A 16,199-nucleotide genomic window follows, 5' to 3' on the forward strand; every position below is an offset into this window, starting at 1 on the left:
CGCGTGTTAAGGTTTTTCCCGATGCCAAAGTCCTCCAGCAACACGCAGTTGCCTCCTCCGTTGGGCCGGGACGCAGCCCTCTTCCTCGACTTCGACGGTACGCTGGTCGGGCTTGCGCCCACGCCTGAAGCCATCGAGATTCCACCGGCCCTCGTGCCCCTGCTGGACGACCTGCGCGACCAGCTCGGCGGCGCGCTCGCCGTGGTGTCGGGCCGCCAGATCGACTCCATCGACCGCTTCCTCGCCCCGCTGCGGCTGCCCGCGGCCGGCGAGCACGGCGTGCAGCGCCGCGATGCCCAGGGCCGCATGCAGGAGCAGCGCGCGCCCGACCTTGTACCCATCCTCGACATCGCCAACGAGCTCGCGCGCGTGCACGAAGGCCTGCTGGTGGAGCGCAAGCACGCCGCCATCGCCCTGCACTACCGGCTCGCGCCGCAGCTGGAGGCCGTGTGCCGCGACGCGATGTCGCGCGCCATCGCGCACGATCCGATGCTGGAGCTGATGCACGGCAAGTTCGTGTTCGAGGTGAAGCCCGCGGGCGTCAACAAGGGCATCGCCATCGACGCCTTCATGGCCGAGGCGCCCTTCGCCGGCCGCGTGCCCGTCTTCCTCGGCGACGACACCACCGACGAGAGCGGCTTCGCCGTGGTGCAGCCGCGCGGCGGCGTGGCCGTGAAGGTCGGCTCCGGCCAGAGCCTGGCGCAGCACCGCCTGGAATCGCCGCTGGCCGTGTATGAATGGCTGGTGCAGGCACGCGACCTGCTCGCCGCACGGCCACCGAAAGAAACCGCTAGCCAACCCGAAGAATCACCGAGGAGCCCCCGATGAGCGAACAACAACTGCCGGCGGCGCCCGAGGAACGCGCCGGCCAGGCGCTGGCGGGCGCGGCCGGCCCCGACGACCGCGCGCCGGTCGACGCGAGGGCGGCCGCCGCCCCGGGCAAGCGCGGCTTCGCTCCACCGGCCGAACCTTCGCTCAACGTGGGCGTCATCGGCAACTGCGCCTACAGCGCGCTCATCGACTCGCGCGGCCGCGCCGTGTGGTGCTGCCTGCCGCGCTTCGACGGCGACCCGGTGTTCAACGCCCTGCTGCACCCCGGCGAGGATGCGGGCGCATGGAGCATCGACATCGAGGACTTCGCCGAATCGAAGCAGTGGTACGAGCCGAACACGGCCGTGCTGCGCACGCAGCTCTTCGACAGCGCCGGCCAGGGCATCGAGATCACCGACTTCGCGCCGCGCTTCTACAGCCGCTCGCGCTACTTCCGCCCGCTCATGCTCGTGCGCCGCGTGCGGCCCATTGCCGGTGCGCCGCGCATCCGGGTCTCGCTCGACCCGAGGTTCCAATGGGGCTCGTCGGCGCCGGTGGAGGTCACGCGCGGCAGCAACCACATCCGCTACGTCGGGCCCGACGTGACGCTGCGGCTGAACACCGACGCGTCGATCTCGCACATCCTCTCGCGCCAGCCCTTCGTGATCTCGCGCGAATACAACTTCATGTTCGGCGTGGACGAGACGCTGATGGACGGCATCGCCGACACCGCGCGCCGCTTCGAGCAGGAGACCATTTCGTACTGGCGCGTCTGGAGCAAGCGACTGGCCATTCCTTTCGAATACCAGGACGCAGTGATCCGCGCGGCCATCACGCTGAAGCTCTCGCTGTACGAGGACACGGGCGCCATCGTCGCGGCCATGACCACCAGCATTCCCGAGGCGCCGGGCAGCCAGCGCAACTGGGACTACCGCTACTGCTGGCTGCGCGATGCCTTCTTCGTGGTGCGCGCGCTCAATTCGCTGAGCGAAGTCGGCACCATGGAGGACTACCTTCGCTGGCTCGGCAACGTGGTGATCGGCTCGCACGGCGAGCACATCCAGCCGCTGTACGGCATCGGGCTGGAGCGCGAGCTGCCCGAATCCTTTGTCGACCAGCTGCCGGGCTACCGCGGCATGGGCCCGGTGCGCGTGGGCAACCAGGCGCAGGAGCACTTCCAGCACGACGTGTACGGCAACATCGTGCTCGGCGCGGCGCAGGCCTTCCACGACCACCGGCTGCTCAGCCGCGCGGGGCTGGCGGAGTTTCCGCACCTCGAGGCGGTGGGCGAGCGCGCGGTGGCCGTCTACGGCACGCCCGACGCCGGCATGTGGGAGCTGCGCACCCGCGCGCGCGTGCACACCAGCTCGGCGCTGATGAGCTGGGCCGCCTGCGACCGGCTCTCCAAGATCGCACGCACGCTGGGGCTGGCCGAGCGCGCCGCCTACTGGCACGGCCATGCCGCGCGCATGAAGGAGGAGATCCTCGCCAAGTCGTGGTGCGAGGAGCGCCAGGCCTTCGCCGAGAGCTTCGGCGGGCATGAACTCGACGCGAGCATCCTTCTGATGGTGGAAGTGGGCCTGATCGACGCGCGCGACCCGCGCTTCATCTCCACCGTCGACGCCATGGAGAAGACGCTGTGCGACGGTCCCTACATGCGCCGCTACGAGGCCGCCGACGACTTCGGCAAGCCCGAGACCGCCTTCAACATCTGCACCTTCTGGCGCATCGACGCGCTCGCCAAGATCGGCCGCAAGGCCGAGGCCCGCCAGATCTTCGAGACCATGCTCGCGGCGCGAAACCCGCTGGGGCTGCTGTCGGAAGACACGCACCCGGTCACGGGCGAGATGTGGGGCAACTTTCCGCAGACCTACTCGATGGTCGGCATCATCAACGCAGCGGTTCGGCTGTCCGCCCCCTGGGACTCCGCAATATGAGCCGCCTCGTCGTCATCTCCAACCGCGTGGCCGACCCGCGCAAGCCCGCCGCCGGCGGCCTCGCCGTGGCACTGGGCGAGAGCCTGCAGCAAAGCGGCGGCCTGTGGTTCGGCTGGAGCGGCCAGATCATCGAGGGCGGCCCGACCGGCGAGGGCGAGCTGCACCGCCAGCAGGCCGGCAAGGTCACGCTGGCCACCCTCGACCTGAGCCGCGAGGACCACGACAGCTACTACCTGGGCTACAGCAACGACGTGCTCTGGCCGGTGTTCCACAACCGGCTCGACCTGGCCCACTTCGACGCCGGCTTCGTCGCCGGCTACCGGCGGGTGAACCAGCTCTTCGCGCGCAAGCTGCTGCCGCTGCTGAAAGACGACGACATCATCTGGGTGCACGACTACCACCTGATACCGCTGGCGGCAGAGCTGCGCGCCATGGGCTGCAGGCAGCGCATCGGCTTCTTCCTGCACATTCCGCTGCCGCCGCAGATCATCATCGCGGCCATTCCGCAGCATGCGTGGCTGATGCGCTCGCTGTTCTCGTACGACCTGATCGGCTTCCAGGCGCAGCAGGACGTGCAGCACTTCGAGCACTACGTGCGCAACGAGGCCGCCGGCGAGTACCTGGGCAACGACATGTACCGCGCCTACGGGCAGACGGTGCGCAGTGCCGCCTTTCCCATCGGCATCGACGTGGACGAGTTCGCGGCGCTCACGCATGCGAAGGAGTCGCGCGACATGTACGAGACCATGAAGCGCGAATACTCGCAGCGCCGGCTGCTCATGGGCATCGACCGGCTCGACTACTCGAAGGGCATCCCGCAGCGGGTGCGCGCGTTCCGCGAGCTGCTGGCGAACTACCCCGAGAACCGGCGCAGCGCCACGCTGATCCAGATCGCCTCGCCCACGCGCGAGACGGTCGACGCGTACGCCGACATCCGGCGCGAGCTTGAATCGCTGTGCGGCGCCATCAACGGCGACTACGGCGAGCTCGACTGGATGCCCGTGCGCTACATCCACCGCATGGTGGCGCGCAAGCGCGTGCCGGGGCTGTGCCGCGCAGCGGCCGTGGGGCTGGTAACGCCGCTGCGCGACGGCATGAACCTCGTCGCCAAGGAATACATCGCCGCGCAGGACCCGGCCGACCCGGGCGTGCTGGTGCTGTCGCGCTTCGCCGGCGCCGCCGAGCAGCTGAAGGAAGCGCTGCTGGTGAACCCCTACGACACCCACGGCACCGCCGAGACGGTGCAGCAGGCGCTGCAGATGCCACTGGAGGAGCGGCGCGAACGGCACCAGAAGCTGCTGTCGCGCATCCGAGAGCAGGACATCCACTGGTGGCGGCGCAGCTTCCTGGATGCGCTGCGCGAGTCGGCCAGCGAGCGCTGACTCCCTGGCCGGTCGCTCACCAGCCGGTCAGCAGCCGCACCAGGCGCATCACCGGCCGCGGCTGGGCAGGGGCGGCCGCCCTCGCGGCCATGGGCGCATGCACCCGCAGGTGCACCGGCGTCAGCGCCGACACCTCGATCCACCCGCCGTGCGGCAGGCGGTGCATGTCGCCTTCCTCGAGCAGCGTCTCGGTCATGAACACGGTCTCGCCGAACCAGCCCGGCGGCGACACCACGCGCGCGCTGCCTTCGGCCAGCTGGAGCCAGGCGCCGGCCTCGACCGAGGTGCGCAGGGACTGTCCGGGTTCGAGGACGATGGAATCGGGCGCTTGGGAGAGTGTGGTGATCATGGCGGCTACGTCGGCATAGGTGGGTTGGACGAGGCTTCATCGTAGGAATCCTGCTGCCCGGAAAACAGGCACACGCCATGGCTATTGCGACCGGAACAGCATGGCTGAAAACGCATCTGTTATGGTCGTTTTCCCAGGCAACTGCATCTGTTTTCGGATGCCCGATGCGGGGAACATCGATCCATGGACTCGCTACCGCTCTACCGCCAGCTTTCCGCGCACTACGTGGATGCGATCCACACCGGCTCGCTCAAGCAGGGCGACAAGCTGCCATCGCTGCGCAGCCTGATGCGGCTGCACGACATCAGCCTGTCCACCGCGCTGCAGGTCTGCCGCGCCATGGAAAGCGACGGCTGGGTCGAGGCGCGCGACCGCTCCGGGTATTTCGTGCGCCGGCCGCAGCGGCTGGCCATCGCGCCGATGGAAGAACCGGTGGCCGACGTGCCGCCCGACCCGGCGCAGTTCGTGAGCATGCGCGCGCGCATGGCCAACTTCATGGCGCGCGGGCGGCATACGGGCGTGAAGCTCAACTTCGCGATCGCCCGCGCAGCGCCCGAGCTGTATCCCGCGGAGGCCCTGCGCAACTCGATGACGCGCGCCCTGCGCCAGCGGCCCGAACTGCTGACCACCGCCTCGGCGCAGAAGGGCCACGAGCAGTTCCGCGAGGCCGTGGCGCAGCGCAGCCTGCGCATAGGCATGACGGTGGCGCCCGACGAGGTGCTGGTCACCAACGGCTGCATCGAGGCGCTGAACCTCGCGCTGCGCGCCGTCGCGAAGCCTGGCGACACGGTGGCGGTGGAGTCGCCCACCTTCTACGGCCTGCTGCAGGTGCTCGAGAGCCTGGGCCTGCGCGCGCTGGAGATCCCGACCAGCCCGCAGACCGGCATCTCGCTGGAAGCGCTGGACCTGGCCATCCACACCTACGACGACATCAAGGCCGTGGTGGTGGTGCCGCACCTGCAGAACCCCATCGGCAGCGTGATGCCCGACAGCCACAAGCAGCGGCTCGCGCACCTGTGCGAGAGCCACGGCATCGCGCTGGTCGAGGACGACACCTACAGCGACCTGGTGGAGACCGACGCGCCGCTGCGGGCGCTGAAGTCGTGGGACCGCACCGGCAACGTTATCTATTGCGCCTCGCTGCACAAGGTGCTGGCGCCGGGGCTGCGGCTGGGCTGGATCAGCGCCGGGCGCTGGCATGCGCAGGTGGAGATGCTCAAGTACGCGCAGACCCGCAACAACGAGGCGCTGGCGCAGATCGCCGCCGGCGAGTTCATCGCGGGCGGGCGCTACGACCGCCACCTGCGCCGGCTGCGCGAGCGGCTGCACATGCAGCGCGACCAGACGGCCGACGCCATCGCCCGCTATTTCCCGGCCGGCACGCGGCTGAACCTGCCGCGCGGCGGGCTGCAGCTGTGGGTGGAACTGCCGCAGCAGCGCTCGTCGGTGAACGTGTTCGACGCCGCGCTGCGCGAACAGATGCTGGTGGCGCCGGGCGCGCAGTTCTCGAACTCCGGGCGCTTCGACAACTACCTGCGCATCAACTGCGGCTGGCCGTTTTCGAAGGCGGTGGACGCGGGGCTGCGGCGGCTGGGCGAGATCGTCTCGGCAGTGCCTCCGCCACGCTAGCCGCCGGCGCTTCGGCGCGATTCAGACGATGTAGAACACGACGGCGTCGCGCCTTGCGGCCGCTTCGGCGAAGAAGCGCTTCACGCCGTCCATGAAGCCCGCGAGGTCCTGAGCGCCTTCCTGCCAGGCCTTGGCCCAGTACAACTCGCCGAACTTCGCCGGCTCGGCAGTGAATCGGCCCACCAGCGCCGCCACGTCGCACTGCGCGAGCCGTGCCGCCGCGCGCTCCACGTGGGCGGCAGTGAGGTAAATGCAGCCCAGGCCGTCGGTGCCGTCGAGCTCCTCGCCGTCGACCGCCTCGGGCATCAGCGTGCGCACCACGTCCCAGGCCTGCTCCACCGTCTGGCTGTCGCGCGGGCCGCCCTTCGCCGCGGGCGAATTCAGGAAGGCGGAGACGGTGGACGGATCGATCACCAGCGCGCGCAGCCGGTAGCGGTCGAGGGCGTAGAAGGCGGCGCCGATGCTCAAGTGCTGGGCTCCATGCGTGCGGCGCGTGCCACCGCGGCGAGCGCGATGCTCACGCTGTCGATGTTGCGCTGCGCGTTGTCGATGTTCCTGAAATGGTCGGGCGCGCAGATCTGGTTGAGCAGCAGCGTGCGCTTGAAGTGCGCAAGCGCCTGGCGCAGCTCGCCCTCTTCCTGCGCGATCAGGCCCAGGTCGTTGTGCGCATTGGCGGCCGACGACGAGATGCCGCGGCAGCTGCGCTGCTGGATGTCGAGCGAGCGCTCGAACAGCTCCCGCGCCCGCACGAAGTCGCGGCGCGCCATGAAGAGGCTCGCGAAGTTGTTGAGCATGTCCGAATGCAGCTCGGCGTCGCCCTCGCCCGGCGGGAGCTTGTCGAGGTGCACCAGGGCGCGTGCGTAGCAGAGCTCGGCCTTCGCGTCCTGGCCCGACTCGGCATAGAGGAACGCGAGATTGTTGAAGGCGCGTACCACGCCGTCGCTGGAGCCGCCTCCGGCCTCGGCCACCGCCATGGCGATGGTCTTCTTGTAGAGCGCCTCGGCCTCGTCGGCACGTCCGGCCGCGGCATGCAGCAGCGCCAGCGTGTTGGTCGGACCGCGCCGCCAGCTGTCGTCCAGCCCGAGCTGCGCGGCCACGGCGAGGGCCTCGTCGGCCGAGGCCTGGGCCTTCTCGTTCCAGCGCAGCCGCCGGCACAGCTCGGCATGGCTGGACAGATGCAGCACCACGCTGCGGTGCGCGCCGCCGTGCAGGCGGCGGCTGGTGGCGATGGCCTCCGCGCAGAGCCTTTCGGCGCTCTTCAGGTCGCCCTGCGCGAGCGCGTCGCGGTAGCGGGCCTCGCGGTCGTCCAACAGGTTCAGCAGTGCGCCCTGCTCGTCGGTGGTCGCGCCGCGCGCCTTGCGCTGCTCGATGCCGACCAGCGTCAGGTCCAGCGCCTTGCGGGCGACGTCCATGTCCTCCGCGGGCATGCCGAGCTTGCGGCCGATGGACAGGCTTTCCTCGAGGCTGGCGCGCGCCTTGTCGAAGGCGTCGATCTGGTAGCAGGCCTGGCCGAGCATGCACAGGGTCATGGCGAGGTTCTGGTGCGGGCCCTTGAACACGCGGCGCGTGGCGGCGACGATCTGCTCGCCGATGGCGACGGCCTGCGTCCAGTCGCCGGCCTCGGCGGCTGCCACGAAGCGCTCCTGCAGCTTGTTGGCTTCGGCGAGGGCGGCAAGGTCGTAATCCTTGGCGGGGTCCCTCGGCGCGGGGCGACGGGAAGCGTGGCGCGCGGCGGCGGGCGGGGTTTCTTCTTCCTCCTCCTCGGCCGGGCCCTGCGCCTGCAGCTGACTCATGCGCCGATGAATCCACCACAGGTCGAACAGCATCCACGGCAACAGCACCATCAGGCAGAAGCGGCCGCCCGGCAGGCCGGCGATTCCGTACACCAGAAATGCCAACTGCCCCGCCCCGCCCAGGTAGCTGCCCAGATAGAAGCGATGCGCGCCGATGAAGCCGCCCACCAGCCACAGCAGGTAGGCGAACGAGCGGCGGCGAGGCAAGGGGGTCATGGTTCGCCGGGTGCCCGGGTCAGTCGAGCAGCGCGAGCGCCGCGTAGTCGCCGACCTTGTCGCCCAGGCCGGCGGGTACAAGCATCACCCCGCGCGTGAGAGGGAGCAGCCTGCCGTCGATCTGCGCCTGCAGCCTCGGCAGCACGAAGTCGCGGTGATGCCAGAACACGCTTCCACCCAGGCTGATGCGCTGCAGGTCGAGGATGATGACCATGTTGTAGAGCATCCGGCCAAACACACGGCACAACGCCTCCGCCGTCTCCAGCGCCTTGGGTTCGCCGGCGGATGCGGCGGAAAACAGGTCGGCGGCGGACTGTCCGAAACGGTGGCCGATCGAATTTCCGCCAACCAGCGCCTCGACGTCGCCGTAGTTGCCGCAACCGCACAGCGCCCCGGTGGCATCGTCGACCACGAAGCTGTGTCCCGCGTGCCCGGCGTTGCCGTTCTTGCCACGCAAGGCCTTGCCGTCGACGCACAGGCCCACGCCCACGCCGGTGCTCCAGGTGGCATAGGCGCAGTTGTCCAGGCCCTGGAGCGCGCCCCAATGGCGTTCGGCCTCAAGGGCGGCCACGGCGTCGTTCTCGACACGAACGCTGCCGAAGCGCTGAACCAGCGGGGCTTCGATGATCGCGGTCATCCATGAATTGGGCAGGCCGCGCGATGGCCCCGCGATGCCGCCGCAGATATTGGGCGTGGCGAGTTCGACCAGCCCGTCGCGCAACTCGAAGGGCCCCGTCGACGACACGCCCACCCGGTCGATGGAAGCCGGATCGACACCCTGCTGCGCGCAGACCTCGTCGATCATCCGCATGATCTGCACCGCCACCGCGTCGTTGTCGCCGGTCTTGGCCGTAGGCTCGCTGCGGCGGCCGATCAGCGGCGCGTCGCTCGAGGCGGAAAGGCTCACGGCTACCTTGGTGCCGCCGATGTCTACGCAGGCTCTCATTGCGGTTCGTCTTTTCCTTGTCTGGTTCTGTGCTCTGTCTACAGAAAGCGCGCCACCAGCGCCGCGATCATGCTGAGCACGATGGTGCTGGCGATGGGCAGCTGCCACTCGCGGCCGAAGGCGCGGAACTCGAAGTCGCCCGGCAGCCGTCCGAAGCCGAAGCGGCGCAGCCAGGCGGTCAGGCCGCTCATGAGCACCAGCGCGAGGACGACGACGATCAGCCAGCGAAACATAGTGGCGACAGTCTAGGCCGAGAGAATGGCCATCGCTTGCCGATGGAGTTCGGGCGTAGCCGCCGCGATCACCCGGCCGTCGGACTTCAGCCCGAGCGGCTGGCCCTGCCAGTCGGTGATGACGCCGCCGGCCGCCTCGATCAGGCCCGCCGGTCCGAGGTAGTCGTACGGCTGCAGGCCGGTCTCGACCACGAGGTCGATGGTGCCGCCCGCCAGCTGGGCGTAGCCGTAGCAGTCGCCGCCGAAGCGGCGCATGGCGCACTGGCGGCTCAGGCGATCGAAGGCGCTCCAGTCGGCCGGCGCGAAGATGTCGGGCGAGGTGGTGACGATGCGGGCCTTGGCCACTTCGGTGCAGCCGCTCACGCGCACCGGCTGGCCGTCGCGCGTCGCGCCCCGGCCCGCCACGCCGATCCAGCGCTCCTTGAGCACCGGCATGTCGATCATGCCCAGCGCCACGCGCCCGCCCTGCAGCACGCCGATCAGCGTGCCCCACAGCGGTGAGCCGGTGATGAAGCTGCGCGTGCCGTCGATGGGGTCGAGCACCCAGATGCGCCCGGCATCGAGCCGCTCGGGGCCGTGCTCTTCGCCGTAGATGCCGTCGGCCGGCGCCCGGGCAGCAAGGATCTCGCGCATGGCCGTCTCGGCGGCGCGGTCGGCCAGCGTGACGGGGCTTTCGTCCGCCTTGGTGATGATGTCCAGCGGCGTGCGGAAGTAGTGCATCGACTTGGCGGCGGCGGCATCGGCCAGCGCTTCGGCGATCGGCGAGAGGTCGGAAGAGGAGGAGCTCATGAAAGAGTTGGAAACGCTTGCCAAAACCTGCAATTAGACCCGAGCCGGCCCCTGTTTGACACAGCGGGCCCGCCAGCCCTAGCATGGCCCGGAAATTGCCACGAACTACGACAAATGGCTTCTTTCAACCACCTTCGCACGGTCCTGCTCGCCCTCGTGCTCGGCGCCGCGACTCTGCTGGCCCACGCCACCCCCTCCGACACCGAAGACAAGCTGATCGACACGCTGATACAGCGGGTCTCGAAGATGAGCTCGATGATCTTCCTGCGCAACGGCAGCGAGTACAACGCCTCCGACGCCGCCAAGCACATGCAGGCGAAGTACGACTACTTCAAAAAGGAGCTGGTCACGGCCGAGGACTTCATCGAGCGCTGCGCCTCGCGCTCGGAGATGACGGGGCAGGCCTACAGGGTGAAGCTCACCAACGGCACGGTGCGCGAGGCCAACGAGTTCCTCAACAGCGAACTGCGCGCGCTGCGGCAGGCGACAGGCGCGAAGAAGCCCGGCGGCTAGCCGGCCACCCTAGCGCTGCTGCCCCCAGCGGCGCACCGTCAGCCGCTCCAGCGTCCTGAAGCCCAGGCTCTCGACCAGCAGGCCGATCAGCACCACCAGCGCGAGCCCCGCGAACACGCGGTCGGTGTAGAGCTCGTTGCGGTTCTGGAAGATGTACCAGCCCAGCCCGCCCTTGCCCGAAGAGGCCCCGAACACCAGCTCCGCCGCGATCAGCGTGCGCCAGGCGAAGGCCCAGCCGATCTTCAGCCCCGACAGGATCGACGGCAGCGCCGCCGGCACCAGGATCTGCAGCACGTAGCGCAGCCCCTTGAGACCGTAGTTGCGCCCGGCCATGCGCAGCGTGTCGGGCACGCCCTGGAAGCCCGCGTAGGTGTTGAGCGCCAGCGGCCACAGCACCGAGTGGATCAATACGAACACGAGGCTGCCGCGCCCGAGCCCGAACCACAGCAGCGCCAGCGGCAGCAGCGCGATGGCGGGCAGCGGGTTGAACATGGAGGTGAGCGTGTCCAGCAGGTCACGGCCGAGGCGCGTCGACACCGCCAGCGTGGTGAGTGCGAAGGCCAGCAGCACGCCGGCGACGTAGCCCTGCAGCAGCACGGCCAGCGAGATGCGCACCTTCTCGATCAGCTCGCCGCTCACAAGACCGTCGAACAGCGCCGCCGCAGTGGCAGTGAAGGTGGGCAGCAGCAAGTCGTTGTTCTGCCACAGCGCCGCCAGCTCCCACAGCACGGCAATGACGGCGAGGATCAGCCCCTTGCGCAGCCAGGCCTGTGACCAGATGCGCTCACCCAGCGGCAGCCGGCGTTCGACCGGCACATCGGTGAAGGGCTCCAGCGTGCGCTCGTACTCGGTGCGGACCGGCGGGACGACGGCGCTCATACGGCAGCCTCCTCTTCGAACAGCATGTCGTGGATGCGCTGCGCCGTGCCCTGGAATTCGGCGCCGCCCAGGCTGTCGAGCGTGAAGGCGTGGCTGTTGATCTCGGCGCGCATGCGCCCCGGATGCGGCGACAGCAGCGCGATGCGGTTGCCCACCACCAGCGCCTCCTCGATGGAGTGCGTGACGAACAGCAGCGTGAAGCGCACCTCCTCCCACAGCTCGAGCAGCTCCTGCTGCATCCTGCGGCGGGTGAGCGCATCAAGCGCTGCGAAAGGCTCGTCCATCAGCAGCACGCGCGGCTGCATCGCCAGCGCGCGTGCAATCGCCACGCGCTGCTTCATGCCGCCCGAGAGCTGGTGCGGATGCACGTCGGCGAATTTCGAGAGGCCGACCTTGTCGAGGTAGTGCAGCGCGCGCTCGGCCGCCTCCTTCCTGCCGAGCGCGCGCGAGGCCAGCAGCGGGAACATCACGTTCTGCTTCACCGTCTTCCACGGCGGCAGCTGGTCGAACTCCTGGAACACGACGATGCGGTCGGGGCCTGGTTGCGCCACGCGCTTTCCGTCGAGACGGATCTCACCCTCGACCGGCGGGATGAACCCGGCCACGGCCTTCAGCAGCGTGGACTTGCCGCAGCCCGAGGGACCGAGCAGCACGAAGCGGTCGGCGGCATGGACGTCGAAGCTCACGCGGTGCGTGGCGCGCACGACGCGCTCGGGGGTGCGGTATTCGAGGCTGACGTTGTCGACCTGGAGTAGCGGCGCGCTGTCTTGCTCCCTCTCCCGCTCGCGGGAGAGGGTCGGGGTGAAGGCTGGCGACGATGCCGGAGGCTCCCCCCTCACCCCCGCCCTCTCCCGATGGGAGAGGGAGTCGACCCGCGAATCCAGAACAGCCGCTGTATTCACTCAATTCCCCGACACGTTCTGCGCGTCGTCGAAGAAGTAATCCTTCACCGAAGCCGGCTTGTTCCTGATCGCGCCCACGCGGTGCATGAACTCCGCCAGCGGATAGGTGTTCTGCGGCGTGGTCTTGAACTGCACCTCGGGGTTCCTGATGATCTTCAGCAGCAGGTCGCGCTCGAGCTTCGCGTTGCTCATCTTCAGGTAGATGTCGGCGGCCTTCTCGGGGTTGGCCGTGACGAACTTCGCCGCCTCGTCGAGCGCGTCGACGAAGGCCTTGTACGTCTTCGGGTTCTCGCTGCGGAACTTCTCCGTCGCGTACAGCACCGTCGCCGACGACGGCCCGCCCAGCACCTGGTACGAGTTGAGCACGATGCGCGCATTCGGGTTGCCCGCGAGCTCCTGCTCCTGGAACGGCGGATTGCCGAAGTGCGCCGTGATCTCCGTGCCGCCCTTGATGATCGCCGCCGCCGCATCGGGATGCGGCACCGCCACGCTGATCCTGTCGAGCCTGTTGAACTCCTTGTCGCCCCAGAGCTTGGCCGAGGCGAACTGCAGCACGCGCGACTGCACCGAGACGCCCACCGCGGGCAGTGCGATGCGGTCCTTGTCGGTGAAATCGGCAATCGACTTCACGTTCGGGTTGTTGCTCACCAGGTAGTACGGGAAGTTGCCCAGCGAGGCCACGCCCTTCACGTTCTGCTTGCCCCTGGTGCGGTCCCACAGCGTGAGCAGCGGCCCCACGCCGGCGCCCGCGATCTCGATGTTGCCCGACAGCAGCGCGTCGTTCACCGCCGAGCCGCCCGAGAGCTTGACCCACTCGACCTTGGCGTCGATGCCCGCAGCCTTCGCGTGCTTCTCGATGAGCTTCTGCTCCTGCGCCACGTTGAGCAGCAGGTAGACGATGCCGAACTGCTCGGCGATGCGGATCTGGCCTTCCGCATGCGCGGCAAGGCTGCCGGCGAGAAGGCCGAGGCCGGCGACGAGCGCCGCGGCCTTGCGGGTGAAACGGTTCATTGGAAGCGGTGGCTAGGAAAGAAAAATCAGAAAGGCGTGTCGCCGACGATCGTGGTGCGGTTCAGGCGCCGGCGCAGGTGGTCGGGCGTGCCCGCTGCCAGGTGCATCAGCGAGCGGTTGTCCCAGAACACCAGGTCATGCGGCGCCCACTGGTGGCGATACACGAACTCGGGCTTCACGCTGTGCGCGAACAGCTCGGCCAGCAGCGCGTCGCTCTCTTCCTGAGGCAGCCCGACGATGCGCGTCGTGAAATGCTCGCTGACGAAGAGCGCCTTGCGGCCCGTCTCCGGATGCGTGCGCACCACCGGCTGCACCGCGGGTGCGACCTGATCGATCTGCGCCTGCGAAAGCTTCGGCCGCCATGGGTTCTTCGCGCGCAGTTCCTCGTACTTTGCGAGATAGCTGTGCTCGGCCTTCAGCGGCAGGATGCGCTGCTGGAGCTCGGAGCTCAGCGACTCCCATGCGAGATGCTGGTCGGCGAAGAGCGTGTCGCCGCCTTCGCTCGGCAGTTCCTGGGCGTGCAGCAGCGAGCCGAGGCTGGGCTTGGGCTTGTAGGAGATATCGGAGTGCCAGTAGACGCCCGCGTCGCCGAGGCCGATGGGCTCGCCGTTCTCCTTGATGTTGGAGACGATGAGGATCTCGGGGTGGTTCTTGAGCTGGAACTGGTGGAGGACGTGGATTTCGAGCGGGCCGAAGCGGCGGCTGAAATCGATGTGCTCTTGCGGGGTGATCTGCTGGTTGCGGAAGACCAGGACGTGGTGGTCGAGATGGGCCTTGTGGAGGCGGGTGAAGTCTTCGGTGTTGATGGGCTTCGAGATGTCGAGGCCTACTACCTCGGCGCCGACCGGGGCATTGAAAGGGCGCACTTCGAAGTGCTGCGAAGGGGGGCTTACCTCGCTGGCAGGGGCGGCAGTCATGCCGGGAATGTAGGGGGCGGGGTTTGGATCGGCAACGAACTCTTTGTTGCTAGCTTATGACTTTGTTTTTGGCGTGGTGAGGGGTTCCTTCCCGGGGCCGGGTCTCGGCCCGGCGGCCGACTCACTTTCTTTTGCTTCGCCAAAAGAAAGTAAGCAAAGAAAAGGCGACCCTACTGTCTGCGTCCCTTCGCTTCGCTACGGGCAACCTGCGGTGCTCGACGTAGGAGGGGGTCCGCAGAACTCGCTTCACTTCGTTGCGCTCAAACAGCTGCGGCCCTGATCCCTCCTACGTCTGCGCTCCTCGGCGCAGCCAGAAGGGATCGACACGCGCCATCGCTGCGCTCGGCTTCTGAACAGCCTTGGACTGGCCTTCGCTTCGCTCGGCCGGGGATACAGGTTCAGAACTAGTCGTGACGGCGCCAGCAGCGCACGCAGCAACCTCACCGCCTCATTCCAAGCACGGCAGGCGCGAAGCGCCTGCCATGCCTTGGGGGCCGAGCAACGCGATGGCCCGGGCATCTCCCCTCCCCTCTGGCTGCGCCGAGGAGCGCAGCGTTTCGCGGACAAGGGCTCGCAGCTGTCTGAGCGAAGCGAGTTCTGCGAGACCCCGCGAAACGCGAGCACCGCAGGTTGCCCCTTCGCAAAGCGAAGGGGTCGCAGACAGTGGGGTCGCCTTTCTTTTGCCTACTTTTCTTTGGCGAAGCAAAGAAAAGTAGGTCGCCCGCCGGGGCGAGTCCCGGCCTCGGGAAGCAAAGCAAACGCAGTCACTCAAAGCGTATGACTGCGATCCCCCTCCCTGAACCCCATCGCGTCCCAAGCTTCCCCAACAGCAAACCCCACAACCTTGAACAACTCCCCCATCTCATGCTCATGGATGAGCCGAGCCGCCATCCCCCGCTCAGCAACAGTCCCTTGCTCCATCACCCCAAGCAACCCGCAATTCAACAGAAACCGCGCCTGACTCGTATAGCCAAGCACAGCAAGCCCAGCATCCTGTCCAGCAAGAGCAACCCCAGTGAAGTCGACGTGTGCAGTGATGTCCTTGTAGCCAACATCAGACAGCGGATCCCCATCAGCCTTGTGCCCCCGATGACACATCACAGTCCCCATATGCCTCTGCGGGTGGTAGTACTCCGCCTCGGGAAACCCATAGTCGATAAGAAAAGCCGCCCCCTTCTTCAACCGATCCGCGAGCGTCGCAACAAACGCCTTGGCCTGCGGATGAATCTCCGTGAGGTAGTCATGCTCTCCAGGCACCTCCACCGGCGGCCGCAGTTCAGTCGCACGATCGGCCCACGCCCATCCATCGTCCGAAGCGTTCCGCACAACGCCCCGCTCGAACCATTGCCCGCCGGCACGCGCCAGCAACTGCACCGGCATCGCATCGAGCACCTCATTGCCAACGACAACCCCCTGCATCGATTCAGGCAGTTCGTTGAGCCACTCCACACGCCCCGCATGCCCCGCCAGCGCCTGCTGCTGCCGCTCCCTCAAGGTCCCCGACAGATCGACGATCCGATAGCGCACATCACCACGCCCCATCCCATCGAGCGCATGCAACAGCTGCACAGCCAACGCCCCGGAGCCCGCACCGAATTCCCAGACCGTATCGGTCCCGGTCTTCTCCAGCGCCTCGGCGACTTGCGCCGCCAACGTCTGGCCGAACATGGGCGTGAGCTCGGGCGCAGTCACGAAGTCGCTACCCGACGAAGGCATGTGGCCGAACTTGGCCAGTGTGTTGGCGTAGTAGCCGAGGCCGGGCGCGTACAGCGCGAGGGCCATGAAGCGGTCGAAGCCTATCCACCCGCCCGCGCGCTCGACGGAGCGCGCGATGAGGTGGTCGAGGGCGGTAGGTAAACTGCTGGGGGTCGTCTTTGTCGTCACAGCGCCATT

At 68.1% G+C, this 16,199-nt stretch carries 16 protein-coding genes; 5 read left to right on the forward strand and 11 right to left on the reverse strand.

Annotation, left to right across the window (positions count from 1 at the left end; translation table 11 throughout):
• Positions 1 to 21: 21 nt before the first annotated feature.
• The 3 genes from otsB to otsA are packed head-to-tail and all read left to right on the forward strand — an operon-like array spanning position 22 to position 4,129.
• A complete protein-coding gene (gene otsB, locus EJP67_RS08790) occupies positions 22 to 828 on the forward strand; it encodes a trehalose-phosphatase (RefSeq protein ID WP_126021341.1) in 807 nt (268 codons plus the stop codon).
• Complete coding sequence (locus EJP67_RS08795; RefSeq protein ID WP_126021342.1) at positions 825 to 2,747, forward strand: glycoside hydrolase family 15 protein; 1,923 nt, start codon at positions 825 to 827, stop codon at positions 2,745 to 2,747. Before otsB ends, EJP67_RS08795 begins: the two co-directional genes overlap by 4 nt.
• On the forward strand, positions 2,744 to 4,129 hold the full coding sequence (gene otsA / locus EJP67_RS08800) for an alpha,alpha-trehalose-phosphate synthase (UDP-forming) (protein ID WP_126021343.1): 1,386 nt from the start codon (positions 2,744 to 2,746) through the stop codon (positions 4,127 to 4,129). The genes EJP67_RS08795 and otsA overlap by 4 nt, the downstream gene beginning before the upstream one ends.
• Before the next feature lie 16 nt (positions 4,130 to 4,145).
• Here otsA and EJP67_RS08805 read toward each other — a convergent pair whose 3' ends face one another.
• Positions 4,146 to 4,478, reverse strand: a complete 333-nt coding sequence (locus tag EJP67_RS08805) for a hypothetical protein (RefSeq protein ID WP_126021344.1) — start codon at positions 4,476 to 4,478, stop codon at positions 4,146 to 4,148.
• Positions 4,479 to 4,661: 183 nt separating this feature from the next.
• On the opposite strand from EJP67_RS08805, the gene EJP67_RS08810 reads away from it, so the two are divergent.
• Positions 4,662 to 6,107, forward strand: a complete 1,446-nt coding sequence (locus EJP67_RS08810; protein WP_126021345.1) for an aminotransferase-like domain-containing protein — start codon at positions 4,662 to 4,664, stop codon at positions 6,105 to 6,107.
• Between the two features lie 21 nt (positions 6,108 to 6,128).
• Here the strand turns inward: EJP67_RS08810 and EJP67_RS08815 are convergent, their stop codons facing one another.
• From EJP67_RS08815 to hisN, 5 genes are read right to left on the reverse strand one after another with little or no spacing between them, the layout of a single operon-like run.
• Positions 6,129 to 6,575, reverse strand: a complete 447-nt coding sequence (locus EJP67_RS08815; protein WP_126021346.1) for a DUF1877 family protein — start codon at positions 6,573 to 6,575, stop codon at positions 6,129 to 6,131.
• Entirely contained in the window at positions 6,572 to 8,116 is a 1,545-nt protein-coding gene (locus EJP67_RS08820; protein ID WP_126021347.1) for a tetratricopeptide repeat protein, read from the reverse strand. Before EJP67_RS08820 ends, EJP67_RS08815 begins: the two co-directional genes overlap by 4 nt.
• 19 nt (positions 8,117 to 8,135) lie before the next feature.
• Entirely contained in the window at positions 8,136 to 9,062 is a 927-nt protein-coding gene (locus EJP67_RS08825; protein ID WP_126021348.1) for an ROK family protein, read from the reverse strand.
• A gap of 38 nt (positions 9,063 to 9,100) precedes the next feature.
• Entirely contained in the window at positions 9,101 to 9,295 is a 195-nt protein-coding gene (locus tag EJP67_RS08830) for a DUF2905 domain-containing protein (RefSeq protein WP_126021349.1), read from the reverse strand.
• 12 nt (positions 9,296 to 9,307) lie between these two features.
• Complete coding sequence (hisN, locus tag EJP67_RS08835; RefSeq protein WP_126021350.1) at positions 9,308 to 10,084, reverse strand: histidinol-phosphatase; 777 nt, start codon at positions 10,082 to 10,084, stop codon at positions 9,308 to 9,310.
• 114 nt (positions 10,085 to 10,198) lie between these two features.
• On the opposite strand from hisN, the gene EJP67_RS08840 reads away from it, so the two are divergent.
• Entirely contained in the window at positions 10,199 to 10,597 is a 399-nt protein-coding gene (locus EJP67_RS08840; RefSeq protein WP_126021351.1) for a DUF5329 family protein, read from the forward strand.
• Between the two features lie 9 nt (positions 10,598 to 10,606).
• On the opposite strand, the gene EJP67_RS08845 is transcribed toward EJP67_RS08840, so the two are convergent.
• From EJP67_RS08845 to EJP67_RS08870, 5 genes are all read right to left on the reverse strand, one after another.
• Positions 10,607 to 11,476, reverse strand: coding sequence for an ABC transporter permease (locus tag EJP67_RS08845; protein WP_126021352.1), 870 nt, complete (start codon positions 11,474 to 11,476; stop codon positions 10,607 to 10,609).
• Positions 11,473 to 12,315 (reverse strand): ABC transporter ATP-binding protein, encoded by an 843-nt coding sequence (locus EJP67_RS08850; protein WP_126021353.1) that lies wholly within the window; start codon positions 12,313 to 12,315, stop codon positions 11,473 to 11,475. The genes EJP67_RS08845 and EJP67_RS08850 overlap by 4 nt, the downstream gene beginning before the upstream one ends.
• A 63-nt stretch (positions 12,316 to 12,378) precedes the next feature.
• On the reverse strand, positions 12,379 to 13,389 hold the full coding sequence (locus tag EJP67_RS08855; protein WP_126021354.1) for an ABC transporter substrate-binding protein: 1,011 nt from the start codon (positions 13,387 to 13,389) through the stop codon (positions 12,379 to 12,381).
• 26 nt (positions 13,390 to 13,415) lie between these two features.
• Positions 13,416 to 14,306: a TauD/TfdA dioxygenase family protein gene (locus EJP67_RS08860; RefSeq protein WP_126021355.1), complete on the reverse strand. Its 891-nt coding sequence runs from the start codon at positions 14,304 to 14,306 to the stop codon at positions 13,416 to 13,418.
• A 768-nt stretch (positions 14,307 to 15,074) separates the two neighbouring features.
• Positions 15,075 to 16,190, reverse strand: a complete 1,116-nt coding sequence (locus EJP67_RS08870; protein ID WP_126021356.1) for a class I SAM-dependent methyltransferase — start codon at positions 16,188 to 16,190, stop codon at positions 15,075 to 15,077.
• Between the last annotated feature and the right edge of the window lie 9 nt (positions 16,191 to 16,199).

This window comes from Variovorax guangxiensis, from assembly GCF_003952165.1.
Lineage (GTDB): Bacteria > Pseudomonadota > Gammaproteobacteria > Burkholderiales > Burkholderiaceae_C > Variovorax > Variovorax guangxiensis.

What these genes read in the sequence shown, in the direction of transcription:
- otsB (WP_126021341.1), top strand. Translation starts at nt 22, where the DNA reads ATGCCAAAGTCCTCCAGCAACACGCAGTTGCCTCCTCCGTTGGGCCGG.
- EJP67_RS08795 (WP_126021342.1), top strand. Translation starts at nt 825, where the DNA reads ATGAGCGAACAACAACTGCCGGCGGCGCCCGAGGAACGCGCCGGCCAG.
- otsA (WP_126021343.1), top strand. Translation starts at nt 2,744, where the DNA reads ATGAGCCGCCTCGTCGTCATCTCCAACCGCGTGGCCGACCCGCGCAAG.
- EJP67_RS08805 (WP_126021344.1), bottom strand. Translation starts at nt 4,478, where the DNA reads ATGATCACCACACTCTCCCAAGCGCCCGATTCCATCGTCCTCGAACCC.
- EJP67_RS08810 (WP_126021345.1), top strand. Translation starts at nt 4,662, where the DNA reads ATGGACTCGCTACCGCTCTACCGCCAGCTTTCCGCGCACTACGTGGAT.
- EJP67_RS08820 (WP_126021347.1), bottom strand. Translation starts at nt 8,116, where the DNA reads ATGACCCCCTTGCCTCGCCGCCGCTCGTTCGCCTACCTGCTGTGGCTG.
- EJP67_RS08825 (WP_126021348.1), bottom strand. Translation starts at nt 9,062, where the DNA reads ATGAGAGCCTGCGTAGACATCGGCGGCACCAAGGTAGCCGTGAGCCTT.
- EJP67_RS08830 (WP_126021349.1), bottom strand. Translation starts at nt 9,295, where the DNA reads ATGTTTCGCTGGCTGATCGTCGTCGTCCTCGCGCTGGTGCTCATGAGC.
- hisN (WP_126021350.1), bottom strand. Translation starts at nt 10,084, where the DNA reads ATGAGCTCCTCCTCTTCCGACCTCTCGCCGATCGCCGAAGCGCTGGCC.
- EJP67_RS08840 (WP_126021351.1), top strand. Translation starts at nt 10,199, where the DNA reads ATGGCTTCTTTCAACCACCTTCGCACGGTCCTGCTCGCCCTCGTGCTC.
- EJP67_RS08845 (WP_126021352.1), bottom strand. Translation starts at nt 11,476, where the DNA reads ATGAGCGCCGTCGTCCCGCCGGTCCGCACCGAGTACGAGCGCACGCTG.
- EJP67_RS08855 (WP_126021354.1), bottom strand. Translation starts at nt 13,389, where the DNA reads ATGAACCGTTTCACCCGCAAGGCCGCGGCGCTCGTCGCCGGCCTCGGC.
- EJP67_RS08860 (WP_126021355.1), bottom strand. Translation starts at nt 14,306, where the DNA reads ATGACTGCCGCCCCTGCCAGCGAGGTAAGCCCCCCTTCGCAGCACTTC.